Raw genomic sequence first — 14,844 nt, 5'->3', positions numbered from 1 at the left:
TAATGTCTCATATAGATTTAAATCTGATCGTGTTGTTGGTTTTATTGGCTTGCGGTATTTTTAGTCACAATAGTGCTGTCACTATTGCAGCTGGTGTGCTGATTGTATTTCGAATTACCCCACTGAGTGAGTTTTTTCCTTATTTACAACAACACGGTCTCAACATTGGCATTATTATTTTAACGATTGGCGTTTTAACGCCAATCGCCAGTGGGAAAATTCCCGGCGAAGCCATTTTAAAATCCTTTATGAGCTGGAAATCATTACTTGCAATTGCGATTGGTCTTTTGGTGGCTTGGCTAGGCGGTCGCGGTGTCAAATTGATGACCAATCAACCAGATGTTGTAGCGGGGTTGTTGATTGGCACGGTTGCAGGTGTTGCGGCATTACGCGGTGTACCTGTTGGGCCTTTAATTGCCGCAGGTCTCTTGACGCTATTTATCGGAACATCATAAATATTGGAATCAAGATTTTAAACTGAGAAAATTTTGCGTTTAAATTTGCAGTATGGTTTGCTTTTTTTGTCTCTTATTTTCATACATTTTTAAATCTGCATATTCTAATAAATGCTCTAAATCTTGTGCATTTTCTGGATAAACAGCCAAACCAATACTGGCACCAATAGTTAGTCGTACATTTTCAAAAGCAAAGGGTAAACCACAGGCTTCAGCTATTTTGTTCATTGCTGCTTTTGCAACACTCTGCTGCCCATTAGAACTCAAAATGACAGCAAATTCATCTCCTCCCAAACGGGCGACCAAGTCTTCATGGTGAGTATTGGTTAAGATACGCTTTGCCATTTCCTTTAAAGCAGCATCTCCCATGCGATGTCCAAATTCATCATTGATGGGTTTTAACCCGTCCATATCAATCATGAGTATGCCTAAAGTCTTGTTCTCTGTTTTTGCTTTTTCAACCCCTTGACGTAAACAGTCTAAAAATAAAGCCCGATTGGCCAAACCTGTTAAATGATCTTGAGTGGCTAATTTATATAATTCTTGCGCCCCAAACTTGGTTGCATGGTACATTGCCGCAGCAATTAACTCTGACATGAGCGTTAAAATTTGCAAATCTTCGGCTTTAAAGGCATTCACATTTTCTGAATAAATTTTGAGTACACCAATGGCTTCACCGCAATGAATTAAAGGCACAACAGCCATCGAGCGCAAACCAACTCGACGGCATGCTTCTCGATCAACACGTAAATCAACTTCACTATCTTTGCAATATAAAGTGGTATTTTGGGCAATACATAAACCCGATAAACTATTTTGAAGTTTTAATCTTAAGCCCAAAAAATGCGATGCACCCCCAGATACTGCCCGATACACCATATCTCCATCTTCGGCTAATTCAACCACTGCCCCTTTGGCTTGAGTAATGCTTTGAACCTGCTCTGCAACCAAAGTCATCACTGCATTCAAATCAAGTCCAAGCTTTGCAATAGCAGTTTGTGTTTGAATAACGGATAACAATTGCTTATGTGAAGGCGGTTTAGGTTTAGGCATAAATAGACCTGAAAAAGAGTCATGTGAGTTAAAAATATCCACACGAATTTTAGAAATTTTATATATCCTTGTATAGCTTTTATTCGATGCAATTCTCATTATTTTTAATATTTATGTAATTCATTTATTTTGTCATTTTTTAGAAGAGCTGGGTATAAATCAGCTCTTCATTTTCAGATCAATCCTCATTTAAGAAGAATAATACTGGTTTCGTTTTTGAGAAAATTTTGCCAGTTGCTTTAAAAAACCCTCGAAATAGCTTTTTTCTTTTTCTTCAATTCGATAACCTGCATATAAAGTACGACGTAGTCCTGTAGACGAAACACAGTGTAAACGTCGAGAAGTCACCCAGCCTTTTTGTTCATACTCATTCACTACCCAATCGGGTAAAGCAGCAATACCCCGTCCACTTGCCACCAACTGAATCAGCATTTGGGTTAAATCGGTGGTACGAATATGTTTCGGTAAAATGTTGGCGGGAATAAATAATTTCGACATGATATCTAAACGGTGTTTATCCACTGGGTAGGTAATTAATGTCTCATCTGCTAACTCTTGGACATTAATACGCTCTACTCTTACCAAGGGATGGGTATTGGATAAGACCAACCGTGATTCATATTCAAAAATTGGGAAATATTCAATCCCTTTTAAAGCAATTGGGTCGGCTGTAATTAATAGATCAAATTCATTGTTTTGCAACAGTTCATGTGGATTTGATTCAAAACCTGAAGCAAAATCTAAATCAACATCAGGATATTGATGGCGATACTGATTTAATAAGGGCATTAACCAGTCAAAACAGCTATGACACTCGGATGAGAAAATAATTCTTCCTGTCTGACCATGCACTATACGGGTAATATCTGTTTGAGTAATTTGAATTTGTGGCAATACATCATCAGCCAATTTAAGTAAACGCTGTCCTACATTTGAAAATGTTACTGGTCTGCTACGACGATTGACCACTTCTACGCCGTACCAATGATCCAATTCTTTTAATTGATGTGAAATAGCCGACGGCGTTAAACACAAATCATTCGCGGCAGCAACCAATGAACCATGTTCACGCAATGCAGTTAAGGTTTTTAAATGGCGAATTTCAAGCATGAACAAAACCAATAACAATATTTAAATGAATAAATCTCATCTTATCATAAAATCAATTAATGATTTTCACCTTTGTTTCTATTCGATGATCTTTTCAACAAAAAGTCTCTTCTTTAAAAAATTAGACGCCTAGTGGTAATGAAGCCAAGTAAGACAACACATTATGCGAAGCACTTGAAAAAATCCCCACAATTAAGGGGAATTTTTTGACTCATAAAAATAGATTAGGCAAGACTAGACTGAATTTATGGCCTATAAAATATTTTTCATCGACATATTGGTCTTTATTCAACAAAAAGCAAAGCCAAACGCACTTGATCATAGCCCATTTTGGGGCTGGTCAATTCAACAATAGGACGCAGTTTAATGACGCCATCTTCACTGAAATTTTCAGGACTTTGACGCTTAATTAAACGCTTGTAAATTTTTCGCACTTGCTCAACCACTTCCTCACCGGGATGTGCCACGGAAATATCAAGACCCTGTTCTTTATGCAGCTTTGCCAAATGATTGATAATGGTCGCAGGTGTTAGGCTACGTTCAACCGCAATATCCTGAATTTCATAACCTTCTTCAAACAGTGCACGAGTTTCATCCAGTGTAGCCGTGGCATAATTGGTTTTAGTACCACTTTTAGCTATTTTCTTTTCGTTTCGCGTAATTTCAGTTTCGTTCAGCGTACCGCCACAATGTCGAATAAATGCTTTATGTTGTGGTGCCAAATCAATAAGTTCAAAATGATTTTCAGCTTCGACTGACAACTCCTGAAAACGTCGGTCTGCTTTAATTGACAAACTATCCAACTCTAAAGCTTGCTGATTGATCCCCAACAATTTCAGGCCATCTAACGCTTTTAAACGTGATAATGCGACGTAGCCCTGACCTTTTTCAAAGGTATTGGCCAAATTAATTTCAGCCGATTCTAAAGTCATTCCTTGTGATTTATGAATCGTAATCGCCCATGCCAAACGTAAAGGAATTTGCTGAAAACTGGCAATGGTTTTTCCTGCTTCATTATCGACCGACCATGTTTCAGGTGGCACAATCAGAACTGTCCCATCTGTCAATTTTACTTTCGGTAAAATGCCATGATCATCATCTTCTTCAAATCCGATCACTTCACCCAGACTGCCGTTAATGTAACCCATGTCAAAGTTATTTTTCACAAACATGACTTTGGCATTTTTCTTCAAAGTCAGGTTTTCGGGCGCGCGTACCGAAGACTTTAAAGTGTCAATGAGTTTATCATTCCCGTCACAGAGCGCAGCAAACTGTCGCTCCTCGGCATCAATCGCATTCAAATGCTTAAAATTGATACTGTCTACATCCATATTGTGAGTATATAAACGGGTAAAGGTTTCACCAATATTTTGCTCACCTGTTTGTTTTAATGCCTGCAGATGTTCGGTACTGACTGTTTGACTGCGAATCGCATTTAAGATGTCATTTAAATAATCGTTACCTTGACGATGCTGTTCAGTCAAGTAACACACACGAAATTTGGCTTCCACCCATGCATCTGACATAAAACAGAATTTATCACGGTTGCTCTCTTCTTTTTTACCTACTGGTGGCAACTGAAAAAAGTCTCCCGCGACAATGACCTGAATTCCACCGAATGCTTCATCACTTTCTTTAAAATATTTTAAAACCTGATTGACCAAATTCAACTGCTTCGCATGTAACATTGAAATTTCATCGATAATCAATACTTGGGCATTTTCCAAATGCTCTTTTAAATATTTACGTTCCTTCATATTTTTTAAATCAGCATCAGATAAAAAATCTTTAATGCCTATGCCAGCCCAAGTATGAATAGTCATGCCATTCATATGTGTAGCTGCAATCCCTGTTGATGCAGTGATAGCAACGGGAACTTTACGCGCTTTCAAGTAATTGATGTACTGATTGAGTGTATAGGTTTTTCCTGCACCAGCCGAACCTGTTAAAAAGACATTTTCGCCTGCTTTTAGAAGCTTAAGTGCAGTTTCTTGTTTCATAAGACCTATAACCATAAATTAACGGCTATAGCCTACCGATTTTTTCTCCAAAAGTTAAGTCTAGAAAAAAGTTTAACGTCATCTGGTGTCACTTAAAAGGTGCATATTCGGTGTTTAACCAAGAGATAAATTGAAGCGCGATATTTACAAAGAGATATTCTGTCTTTTTATTGTGTGCATACTCCAGCTGATCATAAATCAATTGTCCATCTTTAAGATAACATCCCAAAGTCATATGATGCTTACCCGTTTGTGAAGCCATATGAAATGCCACATATTCTTTTTCAATAATTCGCTGTGCATAACTTGCTGCCAAACAATTGTGACACTTTTTAGATTCCTGAATAATTCGGTCTAAATCTGCGAGCTCTTCAAAACTCCAACCTAAAAACTGTATACATTGTTCAGGCATCATCGGTTGTAATGGCTGAGCAAGATTTTTCTTAAGCTGGCTCATAATATCTTGTTTTTGAACTTGATCATGCCAAACAATAGCGTGTTGAAATAACCCCATCCAAGAGACATGTTTAGATATCATTTTATTATCAGCAAAATAATCAACTAAATAATCACGTACAAACGAATCAAAAATAGAAACACGAATATGATGACCCCGTAAATAGAATTGTGACCTAAACTCATCTAACTGCATTTTATGTCGTTGTAATACACCATAAAAATCACGATTTTGATGGGTTTCTGGATGGATATACACGATTAAATCTTCGGGCAATGCAACGCTAATGTGGTGCAAGTGCAGCATATATGTTTGCATGACACGACTTAAACGCAAATATATTATTTTAACAGACTGATCGTTTTTTTGAACCATACTTTGCATGAGCTGCATCCACTCATCCAGATACAAAATAGAAGGGCTAATCGCAATGCGCTGATCATCTAAAGATTGTTTCTGTCCTTTTAAAATCATTGAATGATTATTTTCAGGGTCAAACCACGATTCTTGCATCGCATAATAATGACAGCTATGGATAAACATCCGCGCTGAAGTTTGCTGAAAATACTGTAAAGTGGCTAAAATAACCTGTGAATGCACCTGACTAGTATCAATGAAGCTTAAAGCAGTCACTGCAACCCGAACACTGCTATGTTGAATATGAGAACTGATCCAATCCAGTACATCACTTGATTGTTTAAATAACCAATTTACAGTACGTGAATAATCAAAAAGTGGCAGTTTGGCTACTTTTTTTTGCCAGACTGTTGAGCTGCTATACAGGAAATTATATTTAGACAAGAGGTCGTCACGTGACCAGAGTTCACGTTGCATTAAACGTACGAATCCCAATAAATGTGATTTTTCTTGTGCATGGCGATACAACAACACAATATCATCTTGATATTCAATCAATTCATTTAAATTAAAACGCTCTTCAAACGAAAGCGCCATAATGCGATACATCGGCGCAGGTAAAAATTGTGCCGCGCTAAAACAAAAATCGTCCCAACATTCCATCAAGAGTTGAATAGGCAGAAACTCATCACTAGACATGACCTCCAAATGACACATTTTTTGTATGGTCTGAATGACGGTATTAGGCAATTCACTAGCAAGCTGTACAGAGTCGGTCAAAATAGCTGAGGAATAAAAATCGGCACTCATCATTAGATGATCTATTAGCTCTGCTTCTGCCAAAGTCAGATGTGATAAAAAAGAGTGGACCCTTTGCTGTCCATTGACCCAATCAAACACCTGATCAAGCAGCAGCTTTCGAAATTGTTGCACTTTTTGACGCAGAAAAAGGGTGTGTTGTGGCTTTAAATCTTGCGTTAAAAAATATAAATCATGCAATAAAAACTCTTCTAACAACTCTGCTTTTTGTCCTCGAAAAGTAAAATCACGCTGTACTATATTTTTTTTATCTGCAGTAGGTGGATGAAATTTAAGTTGTAATAATCCATTGGCAATAAATACTGTATGTGCGGCTTGATCAATCCGAAACATATTTTGTGGCGTCAAATGACCAATAATACTCAGTTGATCTTGAACAATATCATTCAACTGAGGCGAAACTCTCACGAGCTGTTCCGCAATCTTTTGATATTGTGATATTAAAATATCTGCTTGTAGATGCTCCTGCTGCATAACTGACCTCGACTGTGGATCACCTCTGTTCTTAAGTTTTTCACATACTGATTATGGCGTCGATATAAAAGTGATGGCCAACTAAAAGCAGTGATGAATTCTGATTAGCATAATGTACCAATCCATGATCAAAAACTATACTTTAAATTCATTCCTCACACATTATTATTTTATTTTGAGCATTTGTTGTTTTTTAAATTAAAAACATAAAAAGACTGTGACAGTGTTCTGTCACAGTCTTATCAAAAATATTAGGGACTAAGATGGATAAATCAAATTTCATCAAATCCTATAACAATCACAATCAACCTGTAAGAGTGATTCTTCCTGAATCACTCTCTTTGTTTTAATAGCATGATTTTAATATGACATTTAAACCACTATATGTTTTTGTACCAAAATTGAACCCACTGAATACCCTGCACCAAATGAACACAATACGCCATATTCACCATTATTTACTTCATGGGCGGTGCGATGCAAAGCGATCATGACACCTGCTGAAGAAGTATTCGCAAATTCATCCAAAATAATTGGAACTAATGCTGGATCTGCTTCAGCTACAGCTTTACCTACTACCAATTTCAGAATGAGTTCATTCATGTTGACATTAGCCTGATGTAACCAAAAACGTTTTACCTGTGTAGCTTCAATGTCATTTTTTTCGAGTTGTGTGGTAATAATTTTCGCAACTAAAGGACAAACTTCTTTAAAGACTTTACGACCATCCTGACGGAATTGCTTATCATCACGTGAGGTCAATTCTGAGCTATTTAAAAAACCAAAATTATTACGAATATTATTTGAGAATTGGGTAAATAAATGGGTATCTAATATTTCAAATCCTGTTTTGCTAGTCGTATTTTCAATAATTGAAGCCGTCGCCACATCACCAAAAATAAAGTGGCAGTCGCGCGAACGATAATCGGTATGACCTGAAGTGATTTCAACATTGACTAACAATACACGACGTGCGCCAGACTGCACGGCATCATAGGCTTGCTTAAGCCCAAAAGTTGCTGCAGAACACGCCACATTCATATCATAGGCATAACCTTGTATTCCGAGTGCGGTCTGAATTTCAATGGCAACAGCAGGATAAGCACGTTGTAAATTAGAACACGCCAAAATAACCACATCAATATCTTCAGCCGTCACGGCTGCATTTTGCATGGCTTGTTTCGCTGCAATCACGCCCCACTCAGCTTGAATGGAAAGTTCATCATCACTGCGCTCTGCTAAACGTGGACGCAAACGGTTTGGATCTAATATGCCATCTTTTTCAATCACATAACGACTTTTAACCCCAGAGGCTTTTTCTATAAATTCTGCATTTGAACCGCGACGCGCTTCAACTTCACCAGTTTCAATTTTATCTGCATGGTCGTGGTTAAATTGTTCCACATAAGCATTTAAAGTTTCCACTAACTCTTGGTTGCTAATGGATTCTTCTGGATGATAAAGACCAGTACCTGTAATACGAATGCCCATGTAAAACTCCTACTTATATCGCTATGTTAACTGACACCCAATTGATTCCATACTTTTTGCAATCTGGCTGGAGAAATGGGCATTTTTGTTTTCATAGGCTGAGAAAACAAAGAAATGCGCAGCTCTTCAATCATGAAGTACAGTTCCTTCAGGCGAGCGTCATTTTTAAACTTAAATAATTTTTCCATCCAAGGATCAACCTGATCAATCGCTGAGTTATCTCGTTGTAAGTTATTTGGCAAGCGTTCTAGACGCAAAACTAGAGCCTTTAAATAACGCGGGAATTCCTGCCATGTGTCTGAAGATTTAACATAGACAAAATTGGAAAGACTCATCAAATCAAGCTGATCTTCAATATCATCAATATTTTTTCCAAAGAGGGAATCATCTAAAACCAAGAGTTTTCGACGAATATCCTGCCATTGAATATAAATATCGCTCAATATCAATAATGCCTCTTGTCCACGACTTAGGAAAGATTTTTTTACATTTAAAATTAACTTTTGAAACTCTTCAGCATTGACAGGTAGATCTATAATGCTCATTTGCAAAGTAGCATATATCAAAATTTGTTCTAATTTAGCTTTATCTCCAAGCGGTGAATAAGCCAAAGCCAAAGATTTTGAAATCTGTTTCTTGAGTTGACGAACCAAATCTCCCAATTGCATATGCACTAAATGAATGACGCCTTCTCTGTGCTGTCGAATTGCTTCCATCTGATCATTGAAGGTTTGAATGACCACCCCTGAATCATCTTTTACACTGAGCTCCGCAAAAGCTTTGGTCGGGACTAAGGCTTGATATTGTTTGACAATGACACCCGTTACTTTTTGTGATGCTTCAAAAGTAAAGCTTTCTGGGAAAGTTTTAAATTCACCTTTTAATTGTTTCACAGGACTATGCGTTTCCGCACGACAACGGGCTTTGAGTTCAGTCAAATCACGCCCTTGCTCAATAACACGTCCTTTTTCATCCATCACTTTAATGAATGGTAATAAGTACTGGTCTACCCGCTCGAATGAAAAATCTTTTACACTAATTTGCTCACCACGCAACTGGAAAGCCAAATAACTGAAAATGTGCTCGCGTAAATTTACCGCATCTATACGAGACAGCAATTTCCGCGTGGTATCTGGAATAGGCACCAAATTACGTCGTTTATCTTTAGGCAAGGATTTTAATAAAGCGTCAATCAAATCTGGTCGCCAACCCGGAATTCCCCATGACCAAATATTTTCGTCAATCTGAGAGAGTGCCGCCAATGGAATTTTTACGGTTGCGCCATCTTCATCATGACTCGGGTCAAAGCGATAACTGGCCGCCAAACGCAATGAACCATTGTGTAAATGATCAGGAAATTGCTGTGTAGTTGGACGATCGTTCATCCACAGTGCATCATCATCCACAAATAGAAATTGTGGATTTTGTGGTTCAACTGTTGCGCGCCAATCTTCAAATGTCCGACGACTCGCAACCTCAGCAGGGACTTTAGTTGCATAGAACTGGTAAATCGTTTCCTCATCGACCACTAAATCTCGACGACGTAATTTATCTTCAACACGTTCTACTTCTTCGAGTTTATGTAAATTATGCTTTAAAAAGGGCGGTGTAATGCCCAAATGACCCGTGGTTAAAGCATCACGCAGAAATATTTCATGCGCTGCAGCTTGATCAACCTTGTCATAGTTCATTAAACGCTTAGGTTCGATAATTAAGCCAAACAAAGAAATCTGATCATAACAATTGACGACGCCAGCTTTTTTCGACCAATGGGGTTCAAAATAATGATGTTTCAATAAATCACGTGCGGCGAGCAAGATCCATTCAGGCTCAATTTTAGCCAAAGTCCGCAAATAAACCTGTGAAGTTTCCACCATCTCGAAGGCCATCACCCAAGATGCAGCGCCTTTATGTAAGGTGGAGGCAGGGAAAATTCGGGCTTTTTGCTGACGCACTGCCATATAGATATTTTTTTCATCTGTCTTATTGGCAATAAAGGAAAGCAACCCTGTCAATAAAGCACGATGTAGATTTTCATAACTGGCTTTTTTTTCATTAAACGAAAGCTTTAAACCTTGTGCTAATTCAGTCAGTTGCTCATGGGTTTTCTTCCATTCACGCAAACGCAACCAGCTTAAAAAATGCTGACGTGCAAAATTACGCCGTTTATTTTCATTCATTGAAGCACGGTTATTTTGTAGGGTTTCCCATAACTTAATATAAAACAGAAAGTCAGAGTCACCTTCTTTAAATAAAGCATGCTTCTGATCGGCTTGGGTTTGTTTATCATTCGGGCGTTCACGTGGATCTTGTACAGCCAGCGCTGCCACAATAATCAACACTTCATTTAAGACACCAAAATGTGCACCGCCTAAAATCATGCGTGCTAAACGTGGGTCAATTGGCATTTTCGCCATTTGTTGACCAATTTTAGTTAAGCCATTATTTTGTTCTGCTTTATTTGAAGAAAATTTACCAGAATTTGCAGATTTAGAATCGGCATTTTGTACAATAGATTGAGCCTGTTGTGTTTCTATGCGCTGAACAGTACTCCCCTTTTCGGTCATCGCACCAAGTTCAATCAGTAACTTACGTCCATCATTCACTAAACGATGATCTGGCGGCTCAATAAAATCAAAATTTTCTAACTCCCCCAAATTTAAGCTCTGCATCTGTAAAATGACCGAAGCCAAGTTCGTGCGCTTAATTTCAGGCTCGGTAAATTCAGGACGGCCCAAAAAATCATCTTCAGAATACAAGCGGATACATACACCCGGTGCAATACGACCACAACGTCCTTTACGCTGATTGGCAGCAGCTTGAGATACTGCTTCAATAGGTAAACGCTGTACTCTTGAACGATAGCTATACCGTGAAATCCGAGCAAAACCACTGTCAATCACATAACGAATATTAGGAACAGTTAATGCTGTTTCAGCAACATTGGTGGCAATAATGATTCGTCTTCCACCACTGCCCGAATTAAAGATCTTTTGCTGTTCGGCTATAGCTAAGCGCGCATATAAAGGTAAAATTTCGGTATGGCGTGGCCCATGTTTTTGCAAAGTTTCTTGTAATTCACGAATTTCCTGTTCAGTACTGGCAAAAATGAGAATGTCTGCATGCTCAGGATGACCTTTTTGTTGTGCATCAGCAAAACACTCTTCAACGGCTTGAACGACTGCACGTGGCAAGTTTTCTTCAAAATCATCAAATTCATCATCATCACTCCCTCCAATGCTCATTTCTGAAATGGGACGATAACGTAATTCGACTGGAAAACTGCGCCCTTCTACTTCAAAAATAGGGGCATTAAAAAAGTAGTTACTAAAACGATTTACATCTAAAGTTGCCGAAGTAATGATGACTTTTAAATCTTTACGACGTGGTAAAAGCTGCTTCAAATATCCCATGATAAAGTCAATATTGAGTGAACGCTCATGCGCTTCATCAATAATAATGGTGTCATATTTGGTCAAATAACGGTCATTGGACAATTCAGCCAACAAAATACCATCCGTCATTAAACGAACAATTGAGTCCTGTGAACCTTGTTCATTAAAACGAATTTTAAAACCGATCGACTCACCCAGTGTTTCACCGACTTCTTCAGCAATCCGTTGCGATACAGTTCGAGCAGCCAATCGACGCGGTTGGGTATGACCAATCATTCCCGTTAAACCACGCCCAGCCAGCATTGCAATTTGTGGAAGTTGTGTCGTTTTTCCTGAACCAGTTTCTCCCGCTACAATAATCACTTGATGCTGCTGAATCGCTTCAATCAATTTGTCTTTATATTGCGTAACGGGTAAGTCTTGATTGAGCTTAATATTCGGAACGCGTGAAAGACGCTCGCGAACTTGTAGGTTTGATTTTTCAGATAATTCTTGATATTTCGTTTCACTGGCATCTTTACCTTTACGCAGCCGATTTAAACGATGACGGTCACGTGCCATGACCCATTGATCTACATTTAAATGACTGACCACAGATAATGTACCCTAAACAAAAAATTGAACTAACTATTTTACGCTGTAAAGCTGCGTAGAGAAAGATAAGCGCAAGGCGTTTCAGGTCGTTTGATGTAAAGATTATTTAAAATTAGAAAAATACATTAAGTCTGAAGAGATAAAAGCTTGTGTTATGCATTGCATCTGGCATCTGTATTCTGATTTTACGCATGCTTTGAATGCCTTGTCGTGGACCTATATGTTCCTTTTATGACAGAAAAACTCAAGAAAATTAAAAAAATAAATGCTTAACCCTTGAATTCTGTAGCATCAGCCTTCATCTCTCTAAGCAAGCTGAAAAACTGATTTTTTTTCATTAAGTTATCATTTTGATAGGACTTAATTGATAAAGAATTAGAGTTGATGAAAAAGTATACGCTTTACTTCTTGATTCGGTTTTTCCGATTTCAATGATGTAAAAATACTGTTTCAGCAATAACAAAAAATTCGCTATTCTCTTAGAAATTAAATACAACCTCGTTCACGGAGACAATGATGAGCTTAATTAATACAGAAGTTAAACCATTTAAAGCACAAGCATTCCTTAACGGTCAATTTATTGAAGTGACTGAAGCAGACCTTAAAGGTAAATGGTCAGTATTTTTCTTCTATCCAGCTGACTTCACTTTTGTTTGCCCAACTGAACTTGGTGATCTTGCAGACAACTATGCTGAATTCAAAAAATTAGGTGTTGAAATTTATTCAGTTTCTACTGATACACATTTCACGCATAAAGCTTGGCATGATTCTTCAGAAGAAATTAAGAAAATTGAATACCCAATGGTAGGCGATCCAACGTGGACACTTGCTAAAAACTTTGAAGTATTAATCGAAGCTGCTGGTCTTGCTGACCGTGGTACTTTTGTAATCGATCCTGAAGGCAAAATCCAAATCGTTGAAATCAACGCTGGTGGTATTGGCCGTGATGCTCAAGAACTTCTTCGTAAAGTGAAAGCTGCTCAATATGTACACGCTCACCCAGGTGAAGTTTGCCCAGCGAAATGGAAAGAAGGCGATGCAACTTTAGCGCCTTCAATCGACTTAGTCGGTAAAATCTAATCTGCTATTAGATTGAACTAACTTAAAAAAATCACGCTTTTAGCGTGATTTTTTATGCATGCTCTAAAATTGTCATCGCTAAATGCTTTATACAAATTTTAAGGATAAGACTAAAATTAAATGACGTCCTTCTCAGGTATAAAATATTCACGATTAATAGGCGAAAAGATTACAATATTGTTATACATCCTCTTTACTTTTTGTCTTAATTTCAAGTTATATAGAAAGCTTAATACATCATTTATAAGTATAAATTTGGAGGAAATCTATGGGCACAACACTTGTAGTCACTTCATATAAATATAATGCGGTTTCGCGCTATTTAAAAATTTTTTATAACAATGGCTCAGGTGAACTTTACCATCCTGTTCCAGAATTTATTTATAATAATTTATTGCGTTGTAATGACAAAACTGCTTTTGTGCACAAATACCTAGAATATGATTTGCACTTTACCCGAGTGTCTATAAATTAATAAAAATCAGGGTATCCCCTGATTTTTAAATATTTATTTATCGGTAACATACCAAAAATAAACCAGCCCCCACAGACAACGTTGTCGTGATAAAACGTGCATCACTTTGTACAAGAGCAATAAATTCTTGTACTTCTGCAGCATGAGAAATTACATTATCTACAATCAAAATGCCGCTTTTGGGAGCAATCATATGTTGTAGATTATTCCAATAATCAACATAGGCATCACGTTCTGCATCCAATAAAATAAAATCGTAGCGATTCAAATTATTGTTCAAAAACGCTTGCGCATCCCCTATTCTAAAATCAATCACATGATCCAGACCTAATTCTTGGGCGTACTGCTGAGCTTGAGCACTTCGATCATGCTCTATTTCAAGCGTTGTGATCTGCCCTTGCGTTTCTTGTGCTGCATTTGCCAACCATAAAGTTGAATATCCAGTCGAGGTACCAATTTCAAGAATTTTTTTTGATTGTTGAACTCGAATTTGCATCGCTAAAAATAATGCAGACTCAGGTTCAATATTTCGATAGCGCTGAGTACGTTCAGTTTGTAATGCATCAAATGCAATAAATTGTTGATACAACGTTTGCATACGCTGCTGAAATACCGAATTCATATTTTATCTCTTAACTGCAATTTAAAAATTAGAATAAAAATTATTGCTATGCTATTTCTTGAATCAATTTAAATCGTGGAAATATCTGGTTATTCTCAAGCGTAACCGTTTCTTGAAACATCTCTAAAGGTCGTACCCAAATTGAGTAATCACCATATAAACATTGATAAACCACTAATTTTTCTGCTGTTTCACTATGCGTTGCCACGTGAAAAACTTGATATAAATTGCCTTTATAGTGTTGATAAATTCCTGCTTTAAGCGTCATACATACTTACCTATTCAAATGTCTGTTTATCATAATCAAAATTAGCCTTCTGATCTTAAAAGATTGACTGACGTCTCAATCTATTTATACGATCGTAACAATAAAAACAAACTGTTTTATCTATTCCTTGAATTGCCTTATGATCACTGCATTGCATATAAATTTACTCCCTTGGAGACTTAAGCCATGTTAGA

Annotated in this window: 11 protein-coding genes; 3 read left to right on the top strand and 8 right to left on the bottom strand. The window is 37.5% G+C overall.

Features of this window, described 5'->3' with window-relative positions; genetic code table 11:
- The first annotated feature begins 2 nt into the window (after window positions 1-2).
- The gene (locus GA0116959_RS04795; protein ID WP_053578095.1) at window positions 3-455 is read left to right on the top strand and encodes a DUF441 domain-containing protein; all 453 of its coding nucleotides are present in this window, start codon (window positions 3-5) and stop codon (window positions 453-455) included.
- A gap of 39 nt (window positions 456-494) precedes the next feature.
- Here the strand turns inward: GA0116959_RS04795 and GA0116959_RS04790 are convergent, their stop codons facing one another.
- From GA0116959_RS04790 to GA0116959_RS04765, 6 genes are all read right to left on the bottom strand, one after another.
- Window positions 495-1,508, bottom strand: a complete 1,014-nt coding sequence (locus tag GA0116959_RS04790; RefSeq protein ID WP_092719276.1) for a sensor domain-containing diguanylate cyclase — start codon at window positions 1,506-1,508, stop codon at window positions 495-497.
- Window positions 1,509-1,697: 189 nt separating this feature from the next.
- Complete coding sequence (locus GA0116959_RS04785; RefSeq protein ID WP_092718885.1) at window positions 1,698-2,618, bottom strand: LysR family transcriptional regulator; 921 nt, start codon at window positions 2,616-2,618, stop codon at window positions 1,698-1,700.
- A gap of 284 nt (window positions 2,619-2,902) precedes the next feature.
- Entirely contained in the window at window positions 2,903-4,618 is a 1,716-nt protein-coding gene (locus GA0116959_RS04780) for an AAA family ATPase (protein WP_092719273.1), read from the bottom strand.
- 88 nt (window positions 4,619-4,706) lie between these two features.
- Complete coding sequence (locus tag GA0116959_RS04775) at window positions 4,707-6,725, bottom strand: hypothetical protein (RefSeq protein WP_092718882.1); 2,019 nt, start codon at window positions 6,723-6,725, stop codon at window positions 4,707-4,709.
- A 372-nt stretch (window positions 6,726-7,097) separates the two neighbouring features.
- The gene (locus tag GA0116959_RS04770; protein ID WP_092718879.1) at window positions 7,098-8,216 is read right to left on the bottom strand and encodes a beta-ketoacyl-ACP synthase III; all 1,119 of its coding nucleotides are present in this window, start codon (window positions 8,214-8,216) and stop codon (window positions 7,098-7,100) included.
- Window positions 8,217-8,242: 26 nt separating this feature from the next.
- Window positions 8,243-12,172, bottom strand: a complete 3,930-nt coding sequence (locus tag GA0116959_RS04765) for a DUF3418 domain-containing protein (RefSeq protein ID WP_425304198.1) — start codon at window positions 12,170-12,172, stop codon at window positions 8,243-8,245.
- Between the two features lie 549 nt (window positions 12,173-12,721).
- On the opposite strand from GA0116959_RS04765, the gene ahpC reads away from it, so the two are divergent.
- Complete coding sequence (gene ahpC / locus GA0116959_RS04760) at window positions 12,722-13,285, top strand: alkyl hydroperoxide reductase subunit C (protein ID WP_053578101.1); 564 nt, start codon at window positions 12,722-12,724, stop codon at window positions 13,283-13,285.
- A gap of 268 nt (window positions 13,286-13,553) precedes the next feature.
- On the top strand, window positions 13,554-13,760 hold the full coding sequence (locus GA0116959_RS04755) for a KTSC domain-containing protein (protein WP_092718873.1): 207 nt from the start codon (window positions 13,554-13,556) through the stop codon (window positions 13,758-13,760).
- Between the two features lie 37 nt (window positions 13,761-13,797).
- On the opposite strand, the gene GA0116959_RS04750 is transcribed toward GA0116959_RS04755, so the two are convergent.
- Window positions 13,798-14,382 (bottom strand): O-methyltransferase, encoded by a 585-nt coding sequence (locus GA0116959_RS04750; RefSeq protein ID WP_092718871.1) that lies wholly within the window; start codon window positions 14,380-14,382, stop codon window positions 13,798-13,800.
- 46 nt (window positions 14,383-14,428) lie between these two features.
- Window positions 14,429-14,650 (bottom strand): DUF1653 domain-containing protein, encoded by a 222-nt coding sequence (locus tag GA0116959_RS04745; protein WP_053578104.1) that lies wholly within the window; start codon window positions 14,648-14,650, stop codon window positions 14,429-14,431.
- Between the last annotated feature and the right edge of the window lie 194 nt (window positions 14,651-14,844).

The sequence above is a fragment of the Acinetobacter albensis genome (assembly GCF_900095025.1).
In the GTDB taxonomy this organism is placed as follows: Bacteria; Pseudomonadota; Gammaproteobacteria; order Pseudomonadales; family Moraxellaceae; genus Acinetobacter; species Acinetobacter albensis.
The sequence above is the reverse complement of the archived record's forward strand: the minus strand, read 5'-3'. Positions and strand labels throughout refer to the sequence as shown.

Excerpts from the sequence above, each read along its gene's own strand:
- GA0116959_RS04795 (WP_053578095.1), top strand. The coding sequence starts at position 3 with ATGTCTCATATAGATTTAAATCTGATCGTGTTGTTGGTTTTATTGGCT.
- GA0116959_RS04790 (WP_092719276.1), bottom strand. The coding sequence starts at position 1,508 with ATGCCTAAACCTAAACCGCCTTCACATAAGCAATTGTTATCCGTTATT.
- GA0116959_RS04785 (WP_092718885.1), bottom strand. The coding sequence starts at position 2,618 with ATGCTTGAAATTCGCCATTTAAAAACCTTAACTGCATTGCGTGAACAT.
- GA0116959_RS04780 (WP_092719273.1), bottom strand. The coding sequence starts at position 4,618 with ATGAAACAAGAAACTGCACTTAAGCTTCTAAAAGCAGGCGAAAATGTC.
- GA0116959_RS04775 (WP_092718882.1), bottom strand. The coding sequence starts at position 6,725 with ATGCAGCAGGAGCATCTACAAGCAGATATTTTAATATCACAATATCAA.
- GA0116959_RS04770 (WP_092718879.1), bottom strand. The coding sequence starts at position 8,216 with ATGGGCATTCGTATTACAGGTACTGGTCTTTATCATCCAGAAGAATCC.
- GA0116959_RS04765 (WP_425304198.1), bottom strand. The coding sequence starts at position 12,172 with ATGGCACGTGACCGTCATCGTTTAAATCGGCTGCGTAAAGGTAAAGAT.
- ahpC (WP_053578101.1), top strand. The coding sequence starts at position 12,722 with ATGAGCTTAATTAATACAGAAGTTAAACCATTTAAAGCACAAGCATTC.
- GA0116959_RS04755 (WP_092718873.1), top strand. The coding sequence starts at position 13,554 with ATGGGCACAACACTTGTAGTCACTTCATATAAATATAATGCGGTTTCG.
- GA0116959_RS04750 (WP_092718871.1), bottom strand. The coding sequence starts at position 14,382 with ATGAATTCGGTATTTCAGCAGCGTATGCAAACGTTGTATCAACAATTT.
- GA0116959_RS04745 (WP_053578104.1), bottom strand. The coding sequence starts at position 14,650 with ATGACGCTTAAAGCAGGAATTTATCAACACTATAAAGGCAATTTATAT.